Source organism: Pseudomonas sp. BIGb0558, from assembly GCF_024807515.1.
Classification (GTDB): domain Bacteria; phylum Pseudomonadota; class Gammaproteobacteria; order Pseudomonadales; family Pseudomonadaceae; genus Aquipseudomonas; species Aquipseudomonas yamanorum_A.
Window position 1 is genome coordinate 1 of the sequence record NZ_JANUEW010000028.1, and the last position, 22,824, is coordinate 22,824.

Here is a 22,824-nt window from a genome sequence, read left to right on the forward strand (position 1 = left end):
CGAGGTGCCGACAGGCGGGGCAGAGCGTTTTGGTTACTTTGCCGCTTTTGCAAAGTGACTCGCTGTAAGAGCGAAACCATAAGCCGCCGTTACCTGACTAACGGATATTCACCCATACCACAGGGGTATCAAACCATACCAACCCGATATTAGACGAAAGCAAAACCACCAGAGGAAACTACCCACAATTACAAAAATACCTAAAGAATATAAAAATGCCCACCCACTCCTCCTGGATCGTACTGTCCATCACCGGTCTCTACATGCTGAGCCTGGCACTGATCAGCTACGGCGTTCGCCGCCACTCCCGCAGCGCCAATAACTACACAACGGGCGGTGGCCACTTCCCGGCGTTCCTGATCGGCTTCCTGATGCTCTCGGAATTCATCGGCACCGCAGTCAGTATCGGCACCGCCCAAACCGGCTTCAAGGTAGGCATCTCCGCCGCATGGAACCTGTTCGCCCTGGCCCTCGGTTTCGTGCTGTTCGCCTGGCTACTGGCGCGCAAGTACAAGGACCTGGGCGACAACACCATCTCCGGCGTACTCGCGCGCAACTACGGCCAGCGCACCCGCTTCGCCACCTCGATCATCACTATCTTTGCCCTGGAGATCGTCGCCGTGTCGATCTACGCCAGCGGCGGCGCGGTGTTGGCCAGCGTGATGCAAGTGGACCGAACCCTGGCGATCGTGATCGTCGGCGTGGTCTCGGTCGCGTACGTCAGCATCGGCGGCATGCGCTCAGTGATCTACACCAACTTCGTCCACGCCGCCTTGAAGTACCTGGGCGTAGGCCTGGCATTGTGGTTCGGCTTGAAGCAGGTCGGCGGCATCAGCCAGTTGCAGGCGCAATTGCCCGCCAGCATGTTTGACTGGACCACCGTGGGCTGGGGCCAGATCATCGCCTGGATGATCGCCGGTATTGGCTCGATATTTTCCACTCAATACGTAATCCAGGCAGTAAACACCGTGAGCCATGCGGGCAAAGCCCAGCGTGCGTGTTTCTACGTGGCCGTGCTGATGGTGCCGTTCGGCATCGGCGCAGCATTGATCGGGATGTGCAGCGCGGTGCTGTTCCCCAACGTTGACTCCCTGCAAGCCTTCCCCACCCTGATCGCCAGCATGGACCAACTGACCGCCGGGCTGGTGGTCGCAGGCCTTGCCGGGTCGCTGTTCGGCACCATCTCGGCAGTAAGCATGGGCTCGGCGACGCTGCTGCTGCGGGACTTCTACGAACCGTGGTTCAACCCGGAAAAAAGCGACGCCAAGTCCCTGCGCTTTGTGCGCCTGGCGACAATCGCCGTCGGCCTGTTGCCGATTGCCCTGGCGCTGACCTCGGACAAGGTGCTGATGATCGCCTTCCTCGGCAAGGCGTTGCGCGCCTCCCTCGCGGTACTGGTGTTGATGGTGTTCTATGCACCGAAATTCGGCACCGCAGCCGGGGCATTCCTGAGCATCATTGCCTCGTTGCTGGCCACCGTGGGCTGGTTCCTCGCCGGTAATCCGTGGGGCATCGACAACGCTTACATCGCCCTGTTTACCCCGCTGATCATCATGGGCATCAGCCATGTGACACGCCGCAAGACTCCGGCAGAACCACTGGTGGCGGCCACCAGCTGAGGTAGGATGGCAGCCCCACCAATAAGGAAGTTGTGAAATGCTGCCGATTCGCACCCCGCTGATCCTGCACCCCGGCCTGTCCACCCCTACCCGGCGCATCTGGCTGAAGCTTGAGAACCTGCAACCCTGTGGCTCGTTCAAGTTGCGCGGGATGACCACGCTGTGCGCCTACGCGGCGAGCCAGGGCAAGACCACGGTGGTGTGCCCTTCCGGCGGCAATGCCGGGCTGGCCACGGCCTTTGCAGCAAGAGGCTTGGGGTTGCAGGCGCGGATCGTGGTGCCCTCCACCACCCCCGAAGCCACCCGCGCGCGTATCCGCCAGGCGGGCGCCGAAGTGGTGGTGCACGGTGATCTGTGGGATCAATCCAACGAGCTTGCGTTGCAACTTTCCGAAGCGCCTGAAGCCCTGTATGTACCGGCTTTTGACCATCCGTTGTTGTGGGAAGGCCACAGCAGCATGATCGATGAAATTCTCGAAGACTGCCCGCAGGTGGGCGCCATCGTGACCTCCGTGGGTGGCGGTGGATTGCTCGCGGGCGTGCTGACGGGGCTGGAGCGTCATGGACGGTTCGACTGCAAGGTGATTGCCTGTGAAACGGCAGGCGCGGCGTCGTTTGCCGCCGCCGTGGAAGCTGGAAAACCGGTGCGCCTGGCGAAGATCGACACCGTGGCCAAGTCGTTGGCGGCCACTCAGGTGGCGGCGTGGCCGGTTGAACATATCGGCAGGTTTGCCCATCAGTGCGTGGTGTTGACTGATGCCGAGGCGATGATGGGCGTGGTGCGGTATGCCGATGATTTACGGCAGTTGGTGGAGCCGGCGTGCGGGGTTTCGTTGGCGGTGGCTTATCTGGAACATGCCGCGATTGCCGGGGTTGAGGATGTGGTGGTGATTGTGTGTGGCGGGGTGAGCATCAGCGCCCAAACGGTTGCTCAGTGGCAAGCACAGCAGCCCTTGTAGGAGCTTGCCAGCGATGGCGGAGTATCAGTCACATCATTGCTGAATGTGCTGCAGCCATCGCCGGCAAGCCGGTTCCTACAGCTGATGGGGCGCCCTCAGGCATCCTGCAGGATCAGGTCCGCGCCCTTCTCCGCCACCATCAACACCGCCGCATGGGTATTGCCCGAGGTCACGTTCGGGAAAATCGACGCGTCGACAATCCGCAACCCCTGCAGCCCATGCACCTTCAAGCGCTTGTCCACCACCGACACCTGCGAGTCCGAACCCATGGCGCACGACCCGCACAGGTGATAGATCGAGCCGCTGTTCTCGCGGAAGTACTGCAGCATCTGCTCGTCGGTTTCCACCGCAGCCCCCGGCAACACCTCGGCCACGGTCACGCCCTTGAGCGCCGGGGCCTGCATGATCTTGCGCATCAGCCGGCTGCCCTGGATCACCTCGTCGATGTCCTTTTGGGTGCTCAGGTAGTTGGGGTCGATCAAGGCCGCATCCCGTGGGTTTTTCGAGGCGATGCGGATCGTCCCGCGGCTGGTGGGCCGGCACGGGTTGAAGCACAGCAAAAAGCCTGAATACGGCTCGGGCTTGAGACTAGCTTTGTTGTTTTTCGGGATCTGGTACGACAGCGGGTTGAAGTACAGCTGCAGGTTCGGATGCGCCTGCTCCGCGTTGCCACGGAAGAACCCGCCGGCCTGGTTGACGCTCATGGCCAGCGCGCCCTTGCGGGTCAGCAGGTACTTGAGCCCCAGCTTGAACTGGCCGAACAGCGAGCTGAGCTGGTCGTTCAGGGTCGGGATATTGGCCTTGTAGTAATAGCTGGCGCACAGGTGGTCCTGCAGGTTCTGCCCCACCGCCGGCAGGTCCTTGACCAGCGGGATGTTGTGTTCGGCGAGCAGTTGCTTGTCGGCCACACCCGACAGTTGCAGGATTTTCGGCGTGTCTACCGCGCCCGCACACAGGATCACTTCCTTGCGTGCGCTGAAGGTGCGAACCACGCCGTGCTGGGTCACGCTGATGCCGGTGGCGCGCTGTTGGTCGTCGAACAACACGCGGTCTACCAGCGCATGCAGTTCCACGCTCAGGTTGGGTCGCCCCAACGCCGGATGCAGGTGCGCAAAGCTGCTGGAGCAGCGCTCGCCGTTGCGGGTGTTGACGTCGTAGAGGCCCGCGCCTTCGAAGTTCGGCCCGTTGAAGTCATCGCTCAGGCCGTAGCCCAACTGCTCGCAGCCCTTGAGGAACACATCGCAGATGGCGTGGGTCTGGCCCTTCATCGGGGTGATGCTGATGGGGCCGCTGCCGCCGTGGTATTCGGTGTCACCCAGCGGGTGGTTTTCCAGCTTGCGGAAGTACGGCAGCACGTCCTTGAAGCCCCAGCCGTCGTTGCCGTTGGCGGCCCAGTCATTGAAGTCATGGGCCTGGCCGCGCACGTAGATCATGGCGTTGATCGAGCCGGAACCGCCCTGCACTTTGCCGCGCGGGGCGTAGATTTCACGGCCAGCCAGCTGTTTTTGCGGCTGGCTGTAGTACATCCAGTTGAAGGTCGGGTTGTAGTACATCTTGGCAAAACCGACCGGGATCTTGAACCACCAGGAGCTGTCCTTGCCGCCGGCTTCCAGCAGTAACACCGAATGCTCGCCCGAGGCGGAGAGTCGGTTGGCCAGGACGCAACCTGCGGCGCCGGCACCGGCGATGATGTAGTCGTATGTCATTCACGGTTACCGCATAAGTCGTTTTTTTTAGCCCTTGGCGGGCGAAGTGTCTTTCACGTCAGCCGGCGTAGGCGCCATTTGCAGGTGCAGGCGTTCGCCGGTGTACGGCGTGTGCTTGCGCACCACGTCCATGTTCAGCTCCACCCCAAGGCCCGGCTCGGTGGACGGGATGATGTAGCCGTCCTCCCATTGCAGCGGCTTGGTCAGCACTTCGGCGTGGAAGCCACCCCAGGTCATGATGCTTTCCTGGATCAGGAAGTTCGGCGTGCACGTGGCCAGCTGGAAACTCGCCGCTGCGCCAATCGGCCCGTTGTACAGGTGCGGGGCGATTTGCGCGTAGTAGGCCTCGGCCATGCTGGCGATTTTCTTGGCTTCCAGCAGGCCCCCGCAGCGGGCCACGTTCATTTGCAGGATCGATGCACCGCCGGCCTGCAACAGCTTGAAGAACTCGTACTTGGTGGTCAGCCGCTCGCCGGTGGCGATGGGAATCGTGGTCTTGGCCGCGACCTGGGCCATGGCGTCTTCCTGGCCCGGTGGCACCGGTTCTTCGAACCACAGCGGGTCGTATTTCTCCAGGCGCTTGGCCAGGCGGATTGCCGACGACGGCACCATCTGCCCGTGGGTGCCGAACAGCAGGTCGCACTTGTCCCCCACCGCTTCGCGGATCTTGCGGCAGAAGGTTTCGCAGCGCTCCAGCACTTCCAGGGAAATCTGGTGGCCGGAGTACGCGGTGTACGGGCCTGCCGGGTCGAATTTGACCGCGGTGAAGCCCTTGTTCATGTTCTCGATGGCGCACTCGGCGGCCAGGTCCGGGTCGTCGTAGTCGTACTCGCCCTTGCTGTTGACCGGGTACAGGTAGGTGTAGGAACGCAGGCGTTCGTTGACCTTGCCCCCCAGCAACTCATAGACCGGCTTGTTGGCAGCCTTGCCGATGATGTCCCAGCAGGCCATTTCCAGGCCGCTGACCACGCCCATCATGGTCAGGTCGGGACGCTGGGTGAAACCGCTGGAATACGCCTGGCGGAAGAAACGCTCGATGTGGTGCGGGTCGTGGTTGAGCAGGTAGCGCTCGAACACGTCCTCGATGATCGGCAGCATGGCCTTGGGGCCGAAGGTGGCGGCGTAGATCTCGCCCACGCCTTCGATGCCGCAGTTGGTTTTCAGTTTGACGAACAGCCAGTACATGCCGCCGATGTGCGGTGGCGGTACGGCGACAATATGGGTTTCAAGGGCGACGATTTTCATCTCAGGCACCTGTCTGGTTGAATTTTTTACGATTGATCCGGGCGCGCAAGGTCAGGGCCGCAAGGGTCCCGAGCACGCCGATGAAGGCGATGTAGCCGAAGTACAGGTTGTAGCCGACCTGCCCCGGGTAGGTGTCGGTGAGGTAGCCGTTGATCAGCGGGATAAAGGTGTCCGGCAGGTAACCCACCACCGAGACGATGCCGATGGCCAGGCCGGTGATGCGCAGCGGGATGTCGCAGCTGTCGAGGATCGCCCAGTAAAGGCCGCGAATCGCGTAGGTCATCAGGCCGATAAAGATCACCGTGCCGATCAGCAAGCCGAGGCTGCCAATGGCCGGGAACACGATCAGGCCGACCATCGCCAGGGTCACCAGCACCAGCGCGACGATGAGTACCGAGATATTCGAGAACTTGTCCCCCAGCCAGCCGCCGCCGATCCCGCCGATAGGCCGCATCCACAGTTTGATGGTGGTGATGGTGCCCGCCATCACGGCGGTCATGCCGCTGCCTTGCAGGTAGTCAGAGAAGCTGTAGGTGGCCCAGAACATGTGATAACCGCAGAACACAATGGCGGTCACCAGCCACAGCTCGGGGATTTTCACCAAGGTGGCGAGGTCGGTGATCAGGTTGAACTTGCCCTTCTCCACCGCCGCGGTTTCGGCCATGGACTTGGGGTCCTTGAGCAGCACCAGCACACACCCGATGGCGATGCACACGAACGAATACAGGTACACCACATGCTTGAAACCTTCGGCGGCCGTCTGGCTGCGGGTTTCGGTGGCATAGGCGAACAGCCCCAGGGCCACGGTTGCCAGCAAGGCTTCCACCAGGCCACGGCCACCGTCGAGGATGCCGAAGAAACGGCCCTGCTCGCTGTGATGGGCAATCATCTTCACCCGCTTGAGCACCGAGGCCCAGAAGGTCAGGCCGGTGGTCAGGCCCCAGCAGCCGAAGATGATCATCAGGCCGGTCATCGACGGCACGGTGGAGTACCAGATGCCCAGGGCACCGGTGGCCACCAGCGAGAAAAAGATCAGAAAGCGCGGCGGCAGGCGATCGGCCAACCAACCGCTGGGCAGGTAGCTGAGGAGGAAGATCGTACCGAGCATCGAATACAGATAACCCAGCTGGCTGTGGTTTATCTGGAACACCTCGAGCATGGTGGTCTGGTAGACCTGGCGCAGGTAGAGGATCGGGTAGATCGCCCCGGCGGCCAGCACCAGCAACATCAATTGGAAGTAGCGACTGGCTTTGTCGCTTTTGGCCGCGGACACGGCATCGAAACCCTGGGCAACGGGTGCAGGCTTGGACATCTTGTAGACCTCGGGCACCCACTGTGCAGGTGCCCCGATAATTGTTTTTATTGAGGTGAAGCCGGTGGTCGGTGAATCAGTACTTCATGACCACCAAACGGGTCTGGGTGAATTCAAGCATCCCGTGCTTGCCGTCATCGCCGCCCAGCCCTGAGCGTTTCCAGCCGGCGTGGAAGCCCTGGTAAGGGTCCGCCGGGGTGCGATTGACGTACAACTCGCCGGCCTCAATGGCATTGGCGACTTTCATGGCGGTGCGGTAGTTCTCGGTGTAGAGCACCGACGACAGGCCGAACTGGTGGTCGTTGGCCATGGTCAGGGCTTCGTCGATGTCGCGGTACTTGAGCACCGGCAGCACCGGGCCGAAGATTTCTTCCTGGATGATTTCCATGCCCTGGCGGCAGCCACTGAGCAGGGTCGGCGGGTAGAAATGGCCCGGGCCTTCGGGGAGTACCCCGCCTGTTTCCAGTACAGCACCGTCGGCGATGGCGCGCTCGACCATGGCGTGAATATTCTGCCGGGAGCTGGCGTTGACCAGCGGGCCCATCAAGCCTGCGTCAGTGGCACGGTCACCGAATTTGACGGCGCTGATCTTCGCTTTGAGCAGCGCCAGGAATCGGTCGTAGACGCTTTCCTGCACGTACACGCGCTCTACCGCCGTGCACAGCTGGCCGCAGTGGGTGGTCTTGGACGCGATGATGTCGCTGGCGGCCTTTTCCAGGTCGGCGTCAGCCTCGATGATCGCCGGGGTCTTGCCGCCCAGTTCCAGGGACGGCTTGGCGATGTTGGCCTTGCAGTAATCCAGCACGATGCGCCCGGCGTTGACGCTGCCGGTCAAGGTGATCAAGCCCACGGCCTTGTGAGTGCACAGGGCGGCCGCAGTGGCGTGGTCCATGGTCAGGATGTTGATCACGCCGGCCGGCATGCCCGACTGCTCAACCGCGCGGGCGATTTCGAAGGCGGACAACGGCGTGTTGTTGCTCGGGCGCACCACCACGGTGTTGCCGGCAATCAGCGCCGGGGCGATTTTGCGCAACAGGGTGTAGACCGGGTAGTTGAACGGGATCAGGCATGCCACGACGCCAATCGGCTCGCGTTGCAGGAACAGGTTTTCGTCCGGGGTGTCGCTGGGAATGATCTCGCCTTCGATGCGGCGTGCCCATTCGGCATGGTAACGGGTGATCTGTGCGGCGTAGCGCGCTTCGTTGCTGGCGTCATCCAGGCTTTTGCCGGATTCGCTGGCCAGCGCCTTGCCTATGCTTTCAGCGCAGGTTTCGAGGGCGTCGGCGAACGCCCGCAGGTGTTCGGCGCGCTGGATGCTGGTGAGTCTGCCCCAGGTTTTCTGTGCGGTGGCGGCGGCGTCGACGGCGGCAATGGCTTCGTCAGGGGTGGCAGCGGATACCAGGCCTACCTGGGCCTCGGTCGCGGGGTTGTAGACCGCGATTTGGGTGGCGCTGGCAGGTTCGGCGAAGTGGCCGTTGAAAAAGTTGCGCTCGATTTGCATGTGGTTTTTGCCCAATCGTTGTTGTTTTGCGAGTGACTTGCAGTTTTGTCATTGGGCGGGGGTTGGACAAACGATTTATTGACGGGGGTAACGTGCGAAAAATGCAGGTTAGTGGCTGATCCGTATTAATGACCCGGGTCTGAGCCTGTATTGTTCCGCCCATCCTTCCTACAGTGCCGCCCACTTGGAACCGTGGGAGGACTAAGCATGCAACCAGCATCAACCGCACAGGCCTACAACTACAAGGTCGTGCGTCAATTCGTCATTGCAACCATCGTTTGGGGCGTGGTCGGCATGGCCATGGGCGTGTGGATCGCCTCGCAACTGGTCTGGCCCGAGATGAACCTCGACCTGCCGTGGACCACCTTCGGGCGCCTGCGCCCGCTGCACACAAGCCTGGTGATCTTCGGCTTTGCCGGCAGCGCGCAATTCGCCGCCAGCTACTACGCAGTACAGCGCACCTGCCAGGTACGGCTGTACTCGGACAAGCTCGCGGCCTTCACATTCTGGGGCTGGCAGTCGGTGATCGTGATCATGTTGGTGAGCCTGCCGCTGGGCTACACCACCACCAAGGAATACGCCGAGATCGAGTTCAGCGGCGCCGTGTGGATGACCGTGGTGTGGGTCGCCTATGCCATCGTGTTCTTCACCACCGTGGTGCGGCGCAAGACCCAGCACATCTACGTCGGCAACTGGTTCTTTGGTGCGTTTATCGTGGTGATCGCCATGCTGCACGTGGTCAATCACCTGTCGATCCCGGTGGACTGGTTCAAGTCCTACCCGGTGTATTCCGGCGCCACCGACGCCATGGTGCAGTGGTGGTACGGGCACAACGCCGTGGGTTTCTTCCTGACCACGGGTTTTCTGGGGATGATGTACTACTTCGTGCCAAAGCAAGTCGGGCGGCCGGTGTATTCCTATCGCCTGTCCATCGTGCACTTCTGGGCCTTGATCACCCTGTACATCTGGGCCGGCCCGCACCACTTGCACTACACCGCGCTGCCGGACTGGGCACAGTCGCTGGGCATGGCGATGTCGCTGATTCTGCTGGCGCCCAGCTGGGGCGGGATGATCAACGGCATGATGACGCTCTCTGGGGCCTGGCATAAATTGCGCACCGACCCGATCCTGCGCTTCCTGGTGCTGTCGCTGGCGTTCTATGGGATGTCGACGTTTGAAGGGCCGATGATGGCGATCAAGACCGTCAACGCCCTGTCCCACTACACCGACTGGACCATCGGCCACGTCCACGCCGGCGCACTGGGCTGGGTGGCGATGATCACCTTTGGTTCGCTGTACCACATGATCCCGAAAGTGTTCGGGCGCACGCAGATGCACAGCGTGGGGCTGATCAATATGCACTTCTGGCTGGCGACCATTGGCACGGTGCTGTACATCGCCTCGATGTGGGTCAACGGCATCACCCAGGGCCTGATGTGGCGGGCGGTGAACGATGACGGCACCCTCACCTATTCCTTTGTGGAAGCCTTGCAGGCCAGCCATCCGGGGTTTGTGGTGCGGTTTGTCGGCGGGGTGTTCTTCCTCAGCGGCATGCTGCTGATGGCCTACAACACCTGGCGCACGGTGCGGGTGGCGGATTTGAAGGTGGCGCAGCTTGAAGCGCAGATCGCCTGATGTGGGAGATCGTGCTGAACCTGGCGGCGGTGATCGGCCTGTATGGCGCGGTGGAGTATTGCCTGCGGGGTGAGTCGAGGGAGAGCCTGGATGAGGCCAGCCTGATTCCGTTTGCCGATGACCCGGAGGTGGCGCGGCGGGTGGAGTTGGCGACGGGCAAGCGGGTCAACGCGGTGGCGCCTGAAGAGGCAAAGCCGGGCTGGGGCAATGTCGATATTTGATAAAGGAATACGATCAATGTGGGAGCTGGCTTGCCTGCGATGCGGGCCACTCGGTGCTAATGAAACACCGCGGTGATGCTATCGCAGGCAAGCCAGCTCCCACAGAAGCCATGACTCAGCCGCGTTCGCGGGGAATCAGGCTCTGCAACTGCAACGCCAGGAAGTTGGCATCGAAGCCAAAGGTGTCCGGGTCTTTCAAACCATTGGTTTTCTTCCACAACCAGTCGTTTTTGCCCGGCAGCAGCACCAGGGAAATGCTGCCGTAGCGGGCGGCGGTCAAGCCCATCACCGACAGCGAAATCAAGCCACCGGCGCCCATCACATCCGGCACGAACTCAACCGGTTTGCCGGCGATATGGATGGTCAGTTTCTCGGTCTTGAAGGTGGAGGTCTCCACCGGCACGCTGGGGCCGGAAGCCACGTACGCTTCGCGCTGCACCTCCAGCAAACCGACGGTTTTCACAGGCGCAAGCCATTGCTCGATCTGGCCGAACAACTCGCTGATCTTCTGTGCCCAATGGGCCGATTGCACTTCGAACTGCTGCTTCTTGTGGGCTTCGCTGTCGGCGTAATGACGCAGCATCTCGCCCAGTTGTTGTACATCGTCCATTGCCGTGTTCCTTGGGTGACCCATGTTGCGAACCTTGATCATGGCAGATGCCGCACACCGGCGTATGACTAAAGCGCAGAGCTTGGGTAATGTGGTGCCCTCGCCCGTCCATTTCAGGAGCATCGCATGCGCACCATCGGCCTTATCGGCGGCATGAGCTGGGAGTCCAGCGCCGAGTATTACCGCATCATCAACCAGAGCGTGCGCGACCAGCTGGGGCCACTGCGCTCGGCGCAACTGTTGATGTACAGCGTCGACTTCGGCCCGGTGGAGCAGGCCCAGCACGCCGGGCGCTGGGACGACGCGGCGCTGATCCTCGAAGACGCCGCCCGCCGCCTGCAAGCCGGTGGCGCCGAATGCATCGTGCTATGTACCAACACCATGCACCTGGTGGCGCCGCGCATCGAAGCGGCGGTGTCCGTACCGTTTCTGCATATTGCAGACGCGGCCGGCGCGGCGGCGGTAGAGGCCGGCACCCTCACCGTCGGGCTGCTGGGCACCGCGTTTACCATGGAACAGGAGTTTCTCAAGTCACGCCTGGCGGCCCAGGGCTTGACCGTGCTGGTGCCCGACGCGGACGAGCGCCAGGCCGTGCACCGGATCATCTATGAGGAGTTGTGTGTCGGGGTGATCAGCGACGCATCCCGCGAGGTGTACCAGCGGGTGATCGAGTCCCTGGCGGCACGTGGTGCCCAGGCCATCATCCTTGGATGTACGGAAATCAGCCTGTTGATCAAACCGCAGCACAGCGACCTGCCACTGCTGGACACCACCGAGCTGCATGCGCAGGCTGCGGTGGCGTTTGCGTTGCAGGACGACTAGGCAGGCTTGCGGATACGCGCCATGGTCAGGGTGTCGACGAATGCGCCGTCACGCACGGCGTAATCCCGCAGCCGGCCTTCGGTCTCGAAGCCGAACTTGTGGTACAGGCGGTGGGCGGCTTCGTTGTCGGCGTACACCGTCAGTTCCACCCGGTGCAGGTTCATCCAGTTATCCGCCACCTCCAGCGCCGCACCCAGCAACCGGGAACCCACGCCCTTGCCCTGCCAGGCGGTGGCCACGCCCATGCCGAATGAACCGACATGGCTTTGGCGTACGCGCAAATACTGTTCAAGGCCGAGTTGGCCGATGACCTCACCGGCATGCACCGCCACCAGTTGTAGCCGCCGTTCGTTGTCCTGCACCAGGCGTTTGCGCCATGCCTCGGCCGACTGGAAAGGCATTTGCAGCACCTGACGGCACACAGCCGGGTCGTTGTAGAGCGCAGCGACGCCTTCAAGGTGGGCCTCGGTGAAGCGCGTGATAACGATCTTGGGTTCAGGTGTGTGCATGGTGTTTCGTCCTTTGAAAAACACGTGGCCGACCAGTGTAGGCGGCACAGCGGTTTTTTGGCGAGCACAAATCCTGCCGCACATCGTGCATCTGTAGGATAGCGATCGGCTCCCACAGCGCCGATACTTCACCCAGGCCCTGCCCCGTTTCGGCCTTCAAACCCTGTGACTAGAACAATAAAAAAGTCCCACAGAGGAACGCCCATGAGCCATCTTGATCCCCCCGGCCTGTTACAGGCTTTCAGCACCCTGACGCTTGATCTGCAACGCCTGGCCCAACATCAGGACATCGAACAGTTTCATGGCCATGCCCTGACGCGCATCAGCCAACTGCTGCCCTTCGACAGCGCCTGGTGGGGCCGCGCCGCGATCATCGATGGCCTGCCGGAAGAACACAGCAGCTACCTGCATCACCTGCCGCACACGTATCTGGCCGACTGGCAGTCGATCCGCCATGTGGACGTGACGGTCGGGCTGGTGCACGAGGCGCCCGGCCAGGCGGTGATTGTCGACATGCTCGACCCCGCCAACGGCCCGGGCCAGAACTGGTTGGGGCAGCGCTATGACATTGGCGAGTTGTTGTGTGTGATTCACGTCGACCCGCAAACCCGCCTCAGTGACCACTTGAGCCTGTACCGCAAGCCCGGCGCGCCACGGTTCAACCAGGACGACTGCCAACTGCTGAACAACCTGATGCTGCACCTGGTGGCGGCCGTCTCGGCGAACCAGATCCGCACCCTGGTGGCCATGCGCGAAACCCTCACCAGCCCGCGCAACCTGGCCCTGGCAGTCTGCGACCAGCGCGGGGTGTTGCAGTGTGCCGAACGCGGGTTTGTCGACCTGCTGCTCAGTGAGTGGCCGCAATGGAGCGGCCCCGCCCTGCCGGTGCCGTTGAGTCAGCGCGGGCATGAGGGCAAGCACATCCATATCGAAGCCTCGGCCGTGGGCGATCAGTTTCTGTTGGCCGCGCGCCTCAACCGCGCCCTGCCCCAGCTCAGTCCCAGGGAGAACGACGTGGCCCAGGGCTTTGGCGAGGGCAAGACCTACAAGGAAGTCGCCCGCGACCTGGGCTTGTCGCCGAACACCGTGCGCCATCACATCCGCGCCATCTACAGCAAGCTCGGGGTCAAGGACAAGGCGCGCATCGCGCACTTGCTGCACGCCCCGCCCGACTGACCTCACCCCTTAATTCGCTGCTTTTTTGCGCTGTCGTTTTGACGGCCACGGGCGCCCTTTGCCCATTTTCCGCTGCCATCCATCACATTCCATAAGAGATGCCTTGCGATGAATCACTCCACCTTGCGTCACCTGGCCATGCTGCTGGGCGGCACCCTGCTGAGCCTCGACAGCCAGGCCGCCGACCTCAACGCCCGGGACTTTTTCGGCGCGCCGTCCGGTACCAGCCTCGGCGTGCTGTACTTGCCGGCCACGCGCTACGATGATTTCCACGGCCCGGCCGACACCACCGGCAAGGCCGACTTGAAGGTCAACGCCGTGGCGTACCGCCAGGTGTTTTTCACTGACGTCTGCGGCACGCTGTGCACCCCGCAATTTATCCTGCCCTTCGCCGATATCAATGCGCGCTTGCCCGGCGCCAGCCAGCACACCGGCGAGAGCGGCTTTGGTGACCCGCAGGTCGGCGGCACGCTGTTTTTCATCAACGACCCGGCCGCACGCACCTACAGCGGGCTGTTGAGCCTGATCACCTTGCCGGTGGGCGAGTACCACAGCAAAAACCCCGACGTGTCCCCCGGGGCCAATCGCTGGGGCGCGACTTTCGTTTACAACTACACCCAGGGCATTGGCGAGAAATGGGTGCTGGAAGCCAACCTCGAAGCCCAGTTGTACGGCACCAATGACGACTATTTCGGCAGCGACCTCAAGCAAGACCCGCTGTACCGCCTGCAAGCCTTCGCCTCCTACGACTTCAGCCCGGCCACCTACGGCGCCCTGCGTTTGATCCACGCCGATGGCGGCGAGCTGCGCATCAACGACCAGCGCATCGACGACACCCACAAGCGCTACACCCAGGTGGGTTTCGAGGTAGGGCATTGGCTCGACCGGCAGAACCAAGTGATGTTCAGCCTTTCGCAAAACGTCGCGGCATCCAACGGCTACGCAGGCACCGACGCCCTGTTGCGGCTGGTCCATGTGTTCTGAATCACTTTCCCGGAGCTTGCCCATGAACACTCAGACCCACGCTGCAACCGCCGGCCTTTCGGCGCGGTCCTGGCCGTTGCTGGCGGCGATCATCCTGTTCGCCGCCATCACCCCGACCATCCTGATGACCGCACCGGCGGTGGCCGCGCAACTGGCCAGCCAATGGCAGTTGAGCCCGTCCCACATCGGCGACCTGTTCTCCACCGAGCTGGGAGCGATGAGCCTGGCCACCCTGCCCGCCTTCTGGTGGCTGAAACGGGTGGACTGGCGCCTGGCAGCCCTGGTCGCCGCCTTGGCATTCATTGCCGCCAACCTGTTGTCGATGCTCGCCGACACCTACGCCACCTTGCTTGCCTTGCGCTTTATGAGCGCCTTGGCGGGCGGTTCGTTGATGATCATCTGTCTGGCCAGCGCGGCCGCCACTGCCAATCCGAGCCGGGTCTACGGCTTGTGGGTGATGGGGCAACTGGTGGTCGGAGCCGTCGGACTCGGCGTGCTGCCCGGACTGTTTGCGCGCTATGGCCTCGGCGCCTGCTACCTGACTCTTGCGGGACTGATGACGCTGCTGTTGCCACTCGCCCGGTGTTTCCCGTCCGGCAGCCCGCCGCGCCAGCAAACCGATGCGGCGCCGATACCTGGCTCCCGGATGAAGGCTGCGCTGGGCATCGCCGGGATCCTGGCTTTCTACATCAGCCTCGGCGGCGTCTGGACCTTTATCGGCGCCATCAGCATTGGCGCTGCAATCTCCGCGCAACACAGCGGTGAAGTGCTGGCCCTGGCCACCGTGATGGGCATCGTCGGCGCCGGCTGTGCCTCGCTGATCGGCACACGGCTGCCACGCCTGCTGCTGTTGCTGGTGGGCTACGCCCTGATGGCCGGTGCGGTGCTGTTGCTGAGCGGTACCCCAACACTGATGCGCTTTGCCCTGGCAGCACTGCTGTTCAAGTTCACCTGGACCTTCATCCTGCCGCTGATTCTCGCCTGCCTGGCCGACCTCGACCGCAGCGGCAAGCTGATGAACACCTCCAACCTGGTGATCGGTGCGGGCCTGGCCATCGGGCCGGCCATTGCCGGGCGGCTGATCGAAGCCAGCGGCGGGTTTGCCTCGCTGCTGGTGGGCGGTGCCGCCGTCACCCTGTTGTCCCTGGCGCTGATGCTCGGCAGCCGCTCCACACCTGACGCTGTTTTAACTCGCTGAACTGGAGACTCTGATGAACCGAACCACCGCGTTTTTCTTTGATGAACTAAGCCTCTGGCACAGCGCCGGCGCCCACGCCCTGACTTTGCCGGTGGGCGGTTGGGTGCAGCCGCCTGCCGGCAGCGGGCATGCCGAGTCGCCGGAGACCAAGCGGCGCTTGAAAAGCCTGCTGGACGTGTCCGGGCTGAGCCGTCACCTGCAACAGCACAGCGCAGTCCCGGCCACTGACGAGGACTTGCGACGGGTGCACGGTGCCGACTACCTGCAACGCTTCAAGGCCCTGAGCGATGCCGGCGGTGGCGAGCTGGGCCCACAGGCACCGATCGGCCCGGGCAGCTACGAGATCGCCCGACTCTCCGCCGGGCTGGCCATCGCGGCGGTGGACGCGGTGCTGAGCGGACAGGTCGAGAATGCCTACTCACTGTCGCGACCACCGGGGCATCACTGCCTGGCGGACGGTGCCATGGGCTTTTGCTTCCTGGCCAATATCGCCATCGCCATCGAGGCCGCCAAGGCCCGTCGCGGTTTGGGCAAGGTCGCCGTGATCGACTGGGATGTGCACCATGGCAACGGTACCCAATCCATCTTCGAAGCACGCGGCGATGTATTGACGATCTCCCTGCACCAGGACGGCTGCTATCCGCCGGGCTACAGCGGTGAACAGGACCGTGGCCGTGGCGACGGCCTGGGCGCGAATATCAATATCCCGTTGCCGCCGGGCAGCGGCCACGAAGCGTATCTGCACGCGATGGAGCGCATCGTGGTGCCGGCCCTGGAGCGTTTCGAGCCCGAACTGATCATCGTCGCCTGCGGCTACGACGCCAACGCCGTCGACCCGCTGGCGCGAATGCTGCTGCACAGCGAGTCGTTCCGCCTGATGACCCGCGCGGTGCGCCAGGCCGCCGAGCGGCTGTGCCAGGGGCGCCTGGTGCTGGTGCATGAAGGTGGATACAGCGAGGCCTATGTGCCGTTTTGCGGGCTGGCGGCGCTGGAGGAATTGGCCGGCGTGCGCACGGCGGTGGAAGACCCGATGCTGGAGTTCGTCCAGTTGCAGCAGCCCAAGGACGTACTGCTGGGGTTTCAGCGCCAGTGGATCGACCGACTGGCGCAGGGCTTTGAGGCTTAGACCGCCGGGGCCGACACACGCCAGAGCCGGGCGATGTCCGAGGCGCGCTCGCGCAACAGGCGCGGCGCCTCGCTGCAGGCCTGCTCCAGGGTAGTCGGGCCGGACGGCAAGGCGAATGCGGCATCCACGCCATGGGCGTACATCTGCTCATAACCCTCACCCAACGTGCCGGCGATCACGATCACCGGCACGTTGTGCTGCTTGGCGATCCGCGCCACGCCAAACGGGGTTTTGCCCCGCAGGGTCTGGGCGTCGAAACGGCCTTCGCCGGTGATCACCAGGTCGGCGCCGCGCACGGCGTGTTCAAGGCCCACCAGCTCGGCCACCACTTCCACACCCGCACGAAATTGCGCGCCAAGGAACGCCTTGGCGGCAAAACCCAAGCCACCGGCAGCGCCGCTGCCGGGCTCGTCACGTACATCCTTGGGCAATACCTTGGCGCAGTGATCGGCGAAATGGCCGAGGGCGGCATCCAGCTGTTCGACTTGCCCGGGATTCGCCCCTTTTTGCGGGCCGAAAATCGCCGAGGCACCGTGGGGGCCGCACAGCGGGTTATTCACGTCGGCAGCGATTTCGAAGCGCACCTCGGCCAGGCGTGGGTCCAGTTGTTCCAGGCTGATACGCGACAGTTTGGCCAGTGCCAGGCCGCCCAAGGGCAATGCGGCACCTTCGGCATCAAACAATTGCACACCGAGGGCCAGCATCGCGCCGGCGCCGCCGTCGTTGGTGGCGCTGCCGCCAATCGCCAGGATGATGCGCCGGGCGCCGGCATCCAGTGCAGCGCGGATCAGTTCTCCAGTGCCAAACGTGCTGCTGGAACAGGCATCGCGTTTGCCCGGCGGCACCAATTGCAGCCCGCTGGCCTCGGCCATTTCGATGATTGCGGTGTGGCTCTCGGCCAACCAGCCCCAATGCGCATCAACGCCGGCGCCCAACGGCCCTTGCACGTTGGTGGTACGCAGCTCGCCCTGGCAGGCGGCGAGTACCGACTCCACCGTACCCTCACCACCGTCCGCCATCGGGCACTTGATCAGCTCGGCGTCGGGCCACACCGTGGCCAACCCCTCGGCAATGGCATTCGCCACGCCTTCAGCACTCAGGCTGTCCTTGAACGAGTCGGGGGCGATGATGATTTTCATGGGCTTTCTCCGGTTTTTATAACGCCCATGCTGCCAGTTGGCACCGGCAATAACGCCGGTCCATTGCACAAGAGTGGCTGGGGTTTGTTGTTCATTTCGACAAAGCCTGGGGCAAGAGCTGTACGCCGAGGTACAACGCGAGCATGCCGTCGAGGGTCAGCGGGTCGACGCCGCTCAGCTCGGCGATGCGCTCCATGCGATAGCGCAGGCTGTTGCGGTGGATACCCAGGGCATCGGCGCAGGCCTGGCTTTGGCCGTCGTGATCACACCAACTGCGCAGGGTCGCCAGCAACTGGCCGTTGCTGTCCTTGGCCAGTACCTTGCGCAGCGGGTTGAGGAGTTCGTCGAGGGCGTCGTCGTTGCGGTGGCGCCAGAGCATCACCGGCAGTCGGTAGCGGGTAAGGGTCAGCAAACGTGATTCGGGCAGCACATCGCGGCCATAGGCGAGCAGATCGCCCACCCGCCGGTAACAACGGCGCAGCCCGGCCAGGCCGTCCGCTTGCCCGCCGACGGCGACCCGCAGGACGTTCCAGCCCAGGCCGTCGAGTTTTTCCAGCAGGCGCGGGTTGTCGACTTGCACCGAGGCGGGCCTGCACCACAGCAGGGAAAACTGCGCGGAGCTGACGCACCAACTGTCGGGGTAGCGCGAGGTCAGCCAGGCGCTCAAGGCCTCGGCCGACTGGCCGCTGCCCAATTCAAACAGGTACGGCGTACGCGCCAGCTGCGGCTTGAGGCCCAACTGCTGCGCTTCGTCCACCAGGCGCGGTGAATCACCGGTCTCGGCCAGCAGCAATGCCAACAGGTCATCGCAGCGTTGGCGGCGCCATTGCTGCTCGGCTTGCTGGTGACGCTGGCTCACCAGCATCTCGGCGGTCATGCGCACCAGTTGCGCATAGGTGCGCAGCAACTCCGGTTCGCCGGTAATGCCCAGCACGCCGATCAGGCGCTGATCGTGCAGCAACGGCAGGTTGATCCCGGGTTGCACGCCCTTGAGGTGCTTGGCGGTCTGGCTGTCGATCTCCACCACCCGCACATTGGCCAGCACCAGCTGCGCGCCTTCATGGCGGGTGTTGATGCGTTCGGGTTCGCCGCTGCCCAGGATCAGGCCCTGGCTGTCCATGACGTTGACGTTATAGGGCAGGATCGCCATGGTGCGATTGACGATATCCTGCGCCAGGTCATGATCCAGCTCGAACATGGGGCTAAATTCCTGGAAAGTGGGTTGTTCATAGGCACAGCGCAAACGACGCCTGACTGTGCGCGAGCACAAAGACAGCACCCCTTGAGGTGGCCGAGACTCATTGGGCGATCAACGTTACCCTCGCATCGCGAAAAATCATAATAAAGAGAGACTGCCATGTCACAGAGCGCCGCTGTTACCCAGGCCACCGATGACGATAAAAACGCCGTATACAAGCGCATCACCCTGCGCCTGATCCCCTTCATTTTCATCTGCTACCTGTTCAACTACCTCGACCGCGTCAACGTCGGCTTTGCCAAGTTGCAGATGCTCGACGACCTGAAATTCAGCGAGACCGTGTACGGCCTCGGTGCCGGGATTTTCTTTATCGGCTATGTGCTGTGCGGCGTGCCGAGCAACCTGGCGCTGACCAAATTTGGTCCTCGGCGCTGGATTGCGCTGATGATGATCGTCTGGGGCACCTTGTCCACCTGCCTGCTGTTCGTCACCACGCCTAGCCACTTCTACGGCTTGCGCCTGCTGACCGGCGCGGCTGAAGCCGGGTTCTTCCCGGGTGTGGTGCTGTACCTCTCGCAGTGGTTCCCGACCTTCCGCCGAGGGCGGATCATGGCGCTGTTCATGTCGGCGATCCCGGTGTCCGGCTTGCTCGGCAGCCCGTTCTCCGGCTGGATCCTCAACCACTTCGCCGCCGGCCAAGGCGGGCTCGCGGGCTGGCAGTGGATGTTCCTGCTGCAGGGCATCCCGACGGTGATCCTCGGCGCCCTCGCCTACTTCCTGCTCAGCGACAGCTTTGCCAACGCCAAGTGGCTCACACCCCACGAGCGCGCGGTACTGGAAGCCGACCAGGCGACCGACCTGGCCAACAAGCCGAAGACCACCAGCGACTCGTTGCTGGCAGTGTTCAAGAACCCGGCCATCTGGGCGTTCGGCCTGATCTACTTCTGTATCCAGAGCGGCGTGTATGCCATCAACTTCTGGCTGCCGTCGATCATCAAGAACATGGGCTTCAGCGATAACCTGGTGATTGGCTGGTTGAGTGCGATCCCGTATCTGCTGGCGGCGGTGTTCATGTTGCTGGTGGGCCGCTCTGCCGACTTGCGCAAGGAGCGTCGCTGGCACCTGGTGGTGCCGATGCTGATGGGCGCGATCGGGCTGGTGATTGCGGTCAACTTTGCAACCACGCCGGCCATCGCAATCCTCGGCCTGACCATCGCCACCATGGGCGCCCTCACCGGCTTGCCGATGTTCTGGCCGGTGCCCACCGCGATGCTCAGCGCAGGTGCTGCCGCCGGTGGTTTGGCGCTGATCAACTCCATGGGCCAGATGGCGGGTTTCCTCAGCCCGTATATCGTCGGGTTCGTGAAGGATGCCACCGGGTCTACGGACCTGGCGCTGTACTTGCTGGCGGCGGTGATTGTCGCGGGCAGCGTGCTGGCGTTGCGCATGACGCGCACACTCAAGGCCTGACATCAGGGTAAACCGGCGCTGTCGACATCCACGGCGGCGCCGGTGATTTATAGTCAAAACACCGCCGGTCCCTCGTATTAACTCCAGCACCAAAGCCAAGTAACAAGAAGGCTACAAACCTTACCTAACCTTTACTCTGGCGCCGCGTAATCCCCTCAAAAAGCACTGTCTGAAACGTATGCCCGGGAATATGATTAAAACCGGTTCGATGCATAGGTAGAGGACTTGTCATGATCAGTCGACTCTCAAAAATGAAAGTAGCCATCGTGCTTATTGCCACCCTCGCCATCGCAGGGCAAGCAGAAGCCCGTGGTGGGTACGGCTATGGATGGGGTCACGGTGGTTACCGTGGAGGCTGGGGCTGGGGTGGGCCGGCCCTGCTGGGCGCAGTGGTTGGTGGCCTGGTAGTGGGCTCGGTGGTCGCCAACTCCCAGCCTCCGGTCTACGTGCAACAACCGGTTTACGTGCAACCGCAGCCGGTGTACATCCAGCAACCGCCGCCGGTCTACTACCAGGCGCCGCCGCCTCCGGGCTATTACTACCCGCCGCAACCGGTTCCGCAGCCGCGTTATTGATCGCTCACCCTTGCAGGTCCCGCATGAAAGCGGGGCCTGTCTGGATTGACCGGCGCTTAGAGTAATCCGCCGCCGTCGACATCAATCACGCTGCCAGTGACAAACCCGTTTTCCATCGCCAGCACATACCCGGCCGCCACTTCTTCGGCCTGCCCCACTCGCCCCACCGGCAATGCCCCGCCCGCCTTGGCAAACATCGCCAGTCGCTGCTCCTCGGACAAGCCAGAATACGCCTCGGTATCGATCACCCCAGGGCTCACAACATTGACCCTGCGTGGCGCCAGTTCCTTGGCCAGTTGCTTGCCGAGCGCTTCAGTCGCCGCATTGATCCCGGTCTTGATGAACTGCCCTGCCACCGTTTTGCGCCCCAATTGCCCCGAAGTCAGGGTAATGCTGCCGCGCTCGTCGAGAAACGGCAGCGCCGACTGGATCGCCCGCAGCGAGCCCCAGAGCTTCACGTTGTAGTTGTCTTGCGCCAGGTTCAGGTCGGTCTCGATCAAGGTCTTGGCCTGTACCGCAGGGCCGGCGGTGTAGACCAGATGGTCAAAACGCCCCACTGTTTCAAACAGGCGCTGCAAGGAGGCGGCGTCGGTCACGTCCACCTGCTCGCTGCGCACACCGTTCTCCACGGCTGAAGACAAGCGTCGCCCGGCCAGCACCACGTGAGCCCCGCGTGCCACAGCCTGTTTGGCCACGGCCGCACCAATACCGCTGCTGCCACCGATGACGATGACGGTTTTGCCGTTGAGGGGAGAAATCATGAAGAAATACCTGGTTGGGAAAATGAGCTTTCATCTTCCCAGCTTGGCAATCATTGAAAAATCCCGGTAAAACGACAAGATCTTTAAAGGATTTTTACAGATGAGCTCAATCCTCGATCTTGAAGTGTTCGTGCGCACCGCCGATACAGGCAGCCTGTCGGCGGCGGCCCGCAGCTTGAGCCTGACCCCGGCAGCCGCGAGCATCGCCCTCAAGCGCCTGGAAACCCGCCTGGGTATCCGGCTGCTGGCGCGCTCCACCCGCAGCATGCGCCTGACCGAGGAAGGCCGGCGCTACCTCGACAGCGTGCGCGTGGCGCTGGAAGCATTGTCGGAGGGCGAGCAGGCGATCAAGCAGCAGGGCCAGAGCTTGAGTGGTTTGCTGCAATTGGCGGCGCCCTCGGATTTCGGGCGCAATGTGCTGCTGGGCTGGCTGGATGAGTTCAAGCTCGAACACCCGAATGTGCGCCTTCAATTGTTGCTCAATGACAGCAATGCCGACCTGTTCCGCGAAACCGTCGACATCGCCCTGCGCTTCGGCGTACCACGGGATTCCAGCCTGGTGGCGCTGCCGGTGGTGCCCGATCACCAGCGCGTGGCCTGCGCCAGCCCAGACTACCTGGCACGCCACGGTACGCCCCGCACCCCACAGGACCTGGCGCAACACAGCACCCTGCGCTACATGCGCCGGGGCCGGGCGAACAACACCTGGTATTTTCGCCAGGGCGCCCTGCTCCAGGAAGTCGAGGTGAGCGGCGACTACCTGAGCGATGACGGTGAGATCGTGCGGCGCTGGGCGCTGGCCGGGCATGGCATTGCCTATAAAGCACGGCTGGATGTGGCCCGCGACATCAAGGCCGGGCGCCTGGTGCCGTTGCTCACAGATTGGCAAGGCGAGCCGACGCCATTCAATTTGATGTGCCCGCACCGGCTGCAAGTGTCGGAACGGGTCAAGGTGCTGCATCGTTTCCTGCAACTGCGCTGCGCCGAACTATTAGCGCAATAACCGTCGCGGGGCTTGTTCCAGAGCCTTGCTCTCTGGTATTGGATAGGCACTGTCTC

21 protein-coding genes are annotated in these 22,824 nt (G+C 62.9%); 12 read left to right on the top strand and 9 right to left on the bottom strand.

Annotation, left to right across the window (positions count from 1 at the left end; all coding sequences use genetic code 11):
* Window positions 1-215: 215 nt before the first annotated feature.
* Together M2400_RS25055 and M2400_RS25060 are read left to right on the top strand one after the other, a co-directional pair.
* Window positions 216-1,619, top strand: a complete 1,404-nt coding sequence (locus M2400_RS25055) for a sodium:solute symporter family protein (RefSeq protein ID WP_177046342.1) — start codon at window positions 216-218, stop codon at window positions 1,617-1,619.
* 37 nt (window positions 1,620-1,656) lie between these two features.
* Complete coding sequence (locus M2400_RS25060; protein WP_259198871.1) at window positions 1,657-2,577, top strand: pyridoxal-phosphate dependent enzyme; 921 nt, start codon at window positions 1,657-1,659, stop codon at window positions 2,575-2,577.
* Between the two features lie 95 nt (window positions 2,578-2,672).
* Here M2400_RS25060 and M2400_RS25065 read toward each other — a convergent pair whose 3' ends face one another.
* The 4 genes from M2400_RS25065 to aldA form a co-directional block, all read right to left on the bottom strand.
* Complete coding sequence (locus M2400_RS25065) at window positions 2,673-4,283, bottom strand: GMC family oxidoreductase (protein WP_259198870.1); 1,611 nt, start codon at window positions 4,281-4,283, stop codon at window positions 2,673-2,675.
* A 27-nt stretch (window positions 4,284-4,310) separates the two neighbouring features.
* Window positions 4,311-5,528 carry a mandelate racemase/muconate lactonizing enzyme family protein gene (locus M2400_RS25070; protein WP_259198869.1) on the bottom strand — a complete coding sequence of 406 codons (1,218 nt, stop codon included), beginning with the start codon at window positions 5,526-5,528 and terminating at the stop codon, window positions 4,311-4,313.
* Window position 5,529: 1 nt separating this feature from the next.
* Window positions 5,530-6,840: a nitrate/nitrite transporter gene (locus tag M2400_RS25075; RefSeq protein WP_259198868.1), complete on the bottom strand. Its 1,311-nt coding sequence runs from the start codon at window positions 6,838-6,840 to the stop codon at window positions 5,530-5,532.
* Between the two features lie 76 nt (window positions 6,841-6,916).
* Window positions 6,917-8,341, bottom strand: coding sequence for an aldehyde dehydrogenase (gene aldA / locus M2400_RS25080; RefSeq protein WP_259198867.1), 1,425 nt, complete (start codon window positions 8,339-8,341; stop codon window positions 6,917-6,919).
* Between the two features lie 207 nt (window positions 8,342-8,548).
* Here aldA and ccoN point away from each other — a divergent pair, with 207 nt between their 5' ends.
* Window positions 8,549-9,976 (top strand): cytochrome-c oxidase, cbb3-type subunit I, encoded by a 1,428-nt coding sequence (ccoN, locus tag M2400_RS25085; RefSeq protein ID WP_259198866.1) that lies wholly within the window; start codon window positions 8,549-8,551, stop codon window positions 9,974-9,976.
* Window positions 9,976-10,197, top strand: coding sequence for a cbb3-type cytochrome c oxidase subunit 3 (locus M2400_RS25090; protein ID WP_010171341.1), 222 nt, complete (start codon window positions 9,976-9,978; stop codon window positions 10,195-10,197). The genes ccoN and M2400_RS25090 overlap by 1 nt, the downstream gene beginning before the upstream one ends.
* A gap of 115 nt (window positions 10,198-10,312) precedes the next feature.
* Here M2400_RS25090 and M2400_RS25095 read toward each other — a convergent pair whose 3' ends face one another.
* Window positions 10,313-10,807, bottom strand: coding sequence for a hypothetical protein (locus tag M2400_RS25095; protein WP_177046357.1), 495 nt, complete (start codon window positions 10,805-10,807; stop codon window positions 10,313-10,315).
* Between the two features lie 126 nt (window positions 10,808-10,933).
* On the opposite strand from M2400_RS25095, the gene M2400_RS25100 reads away from it, so the two are divergent.
* Window positions 10,934-11,629, top strand: a complete 696-nt coding sequence (locus tag M2400_RS25100) for an aspartate/glutamate racemase family protein (protein ID WP_177046359.1) — start codon at window positions 10,934-10,936, stop codon at window positions 11,627-11,629.
* Here the strand turns inward: M2400_RS25100 and M2400_RS25105 are convergent.
* Window positions 11,626-12,138, bottom strand: a complete 513-nt coding sequence (locus M2400_RS25105; RefSeq protein ID WP_177079753.1) for a GNAT family N-acetyltransferase — start codon at window positions 12,136-12,138, stop codon at window positions 11,626-11,628. The genes M2400_RS25100 and M2400_RS25105 overlap by 4 nt on opposite strands.
* A 204-nt stretch (window positions 12,139-12,342) precedes the next feature.
* On the opposite strand from M2400_RS25105, the gene M2400_RS25110 reads away from it, so the two are divergent.
* The 4 genes from M2400_RS25110 to M2400_RS25125 all read left to right on the top strand — a co-directional run bounded on the left by M2400_RS25110 (window position 12,343) and on the right by M2400_RS25125 (window position 16,622).
* Window positions 12,343-13,314 carry a helix-turn-helix transcriptional regulator gene (locus tag M2400_RS25110; RefSeq protein ID WP_177046363.1) on the top strand — a complete coding sequence of 324 codons (972 nt, stop codon included), beginning with the start codon at window positions 12,343-12,345 and terminating at the stop codon, window positions 13,312-13,314.
* Window positions 13,315-13,452: 138 nt separating this feature from the next.
* A complete protein-coding gene (locus tag M2400_RS25115; RefSeq protein ID WP_405046208.1) occupies window positions 13,453-14,298 on the top strand; it encodes a transporter in 846 nt (281 codons plus the stop codon).
* 22 nt (window positions 14,299-14,320) lie between these two features.
* Entirely contained in the window at window positions 14,321-15,496 is a 1,176-nt protein-coding gene (locus tag M2400_RS25120; protein WP_259198864.1) for an MFS transporter, read from the top strand.
* Window positions 15,497-15,509: 13 nt separating this feature from the next.
* Window positions 15,510-16,622 (top strand): class II histone deacetylase, encoded by a 1,113-nt coding sequence (locus tag M2400_RS25125; RefSeq protein ID WP_177079756.1) that lies wholly within the window; start codon window positions 15,510-15,512, stop codon window positions 16,620-16,622.
* Here M2400_RS25125 and M2400_RS25130 read toward each other — a convergent pair.
* On the bottom strand, window positions 16,619-17,761 hold the full coding sequence (locus M2400_RS25130) for a glycerate kinase (protein WP_259198863.1): 1,143 nt from the start codon (window positions 17,759-17,761) through the stop codon (window positions 16,619-16,621). The two genes, M2400_RS25125 and M2400_RS25130, sit on opposite strands and share 4 nt — an antisense overlap.
* Window positions 17,762-17,852: 91 nt before the next feature.
* Entirely contained in the window at window positions 17,853-18,959 is a 1,107-nt protein-coding gene (locus M2400_RS25135) for a sugar diacid recognition domain-containing protein (protein WP_177079758.1), read from the bottom strand.
* A 159-nt stretch (window positions 18,960-19,118) separates the two neighbouring features.
* Here M2400_RS25135 and M2400_RS25140 point away from each other — a divergent pair, with 159 nt between their 5' ends.
* Window positions 19,119-20,429, top strand: a complete 1,311-nt coding sequence (locus tag M2400_RS25140; protein WP_177046374.1) for an MFS transporter — start codon at window positions 19,119-19,121, stop codon at window positions 20,427-20,429.
* A gap of 230 nt (window positions 20,430-20,659) precedes the next feature.
* Entirely contained in the window at window positions 20,660-21,004 is a 345-nt protein-coding gene (locus tag M2400_RS25145; RefSeq protein WP_256348161.1) for a hypothetical protein, read from the top strand.
* A 56-nt stretch (window positions 21,005-21,060) separates the two neighbouring features.
* On the opposite strand, the gene M2400_RS25150 is transcribed toward M2400_RS25145, so the two are convergent.
* Entirely contained in the window at window positions 21,061-21,765 is a 705-nt protein-coding gene (locus tag M2400_RS25150) for an SDR family oxidoreductase (protein ID WP_177046376.1), read from the bottom strand.
* Window positions 21,766-21,865: 100 nt separating this feature from the next.
* On the opposite strand from M2400_RS25150, the gene M2400_RS25155 reads away from it, so the two are divergent.
* On the top strand, window positions 21,866-22,768 hold the full coding sequence (locus tag M2400_RS25155) for a LysR family transcriptional regulator (RefSeq protein WP_259198862.1): 903 nt from the start codon (window positions 21,866-21,868) through the stop codon (window positions 22,766-22,768).
* Window positions 22,769-22,824: the final 56 nt, after the last annotated feature.

Coding starts and splice junctions, on each gene's coding strand:
- M2400_RS25055 (WP_177046342.1), top strand. CDS start 216: ATGCCCACCCACTCCTCCTGGATCGTACTGTCCATCACCGGTCTCTAC.
- M2400_RS25060 (WP_259198871.1), top strand. CDS start 1,657: ATGCTGCCGATTCGCACCCCGCTGATCCTGCACCCCGGCCTGTCCACC.
- M2400_RS25065 (WP_259198870.1), bottom strand. CDS start 4,283: ATGACATACGACTACATCATCGCCGGTGCCGGCGCCGCAGGTTGCGTC.
- M2400_RS25070 (WP_259198869.1), bottom strand. CDS start 5,528: ATGAAAATCGTCGCCCTTGAAACCCATATTGTCGCCGTACCGCCACCG.
- M2400_RS25075 (WP_259198868.1), bottom strand. CDS start 6,840: ATGTCCAAGCCTGCACCCGTTGCCCAGGGTTTCGATGCCGTGTCCGCG.
- aldA (WP_259198867.1), bottom strand. CDS start 8,341: ATGCAAATCGAGCGCAACTTTTTCAACGGCCACTTCGCCGAACCTGCC.
- ccoN (WP_259198866.1), top strand. CDS start 8,549: ATGCAACCAGCATCAACCGCACAGGCCTACAACTACAAGGTCGTGCGT.
- M2400_RS25090 (WP_010171341.1), top strand. CDS start 9,976: ATGTGGGAGATCGTGCTGAACCTGGCGGCGGTGATCGGCCTGTATGGC.
- M2400_RS25095 (WP_177046357.1), bottom strand. CDS start 10,807: ATGGACGATGTACAACAACTGGGCGAGATGCTGCGTCATTACGCCGAC.
- M2400_RS25100 (WP_177046359.1), top strand. CDS start 10,934: ATGCGCACCATCGGCCTTATCGGCGGCATGAGCTGGGAGTCCAGCGCC.
- M2400_RS25105 (WP_177079753.1), bottom strand. CDS start 12,138: ATGCACACACCTGAACCCAAGATCGTTATCACGCGCTTCACCGAGGCC.
- M2400_RS25110 (WP_177046363.1), top strand. CDS start 12,343: ATGAGCCATCTTGATCCCCCCGGCCTGTTACAGGCTTTCAGCACCCTG.
- M2400_RS25115 (WP_405046208.1), top strand. CDS start 13,453: ATGCTGCTGGGCGGCACCCTGCTGAGCCTCGACAGCCAGGCCGCCGAC.
- M2400_RS25120 (WP_259198864.1), top strand. CDS start 14,321: ATGAACACTCAGACCCACGCTGCAACCGCCGGCCTTTCGGCGCGGTCC.
- M2400_RS25125 (WP_177079756.1), top strand. CDS start 15,510: ATGAACCGAACCACCGCGTTTTTCTTTGATGAACTAAGCCTCTGGCAC.
- M2400_RS25130 (WP_259198863.1), bottom strand. CDS start 17,761: ATGAAAATCATCATCGCCCCCGACTCGTTCAAGGACAGCCTGAGTGCT.
- M2400_RS25135 (WP_177079758.1), bottom strand. CDS start 18,959: ATGTTCGAGCTGGATCATGACCTGGCGCAGGATATCGTCAATCGCACC.
- M2400_RS25140 (WP_177046374.1), top strand. CDS start 19,119: ATGTCACAGAGCGCCGCTGTTACCCAGGCCACCGATGACGATAAAAAC.
- M2400_RS25145 (WP_256348161.1), top strand. CDS start 20,660: ATGATCAGTCGACTCTCAAAAATGAAAGTAGCCATCGTGCTTATTGCC.
- M2400_RS25150 (WP_177046376.1), bottom strand. CDS start 21,765: ATGATTTCTCCCCTCAACGGCAAAACCGTCATCGTCATCGGTGGCAGC.
- M2400_RS25155 (WP_259198862.1), top strand. CDS start 21,866: ATGAGCTCAATCCTCGATCTTGAAGTGTTCGTGCGCACCGCCGATACA.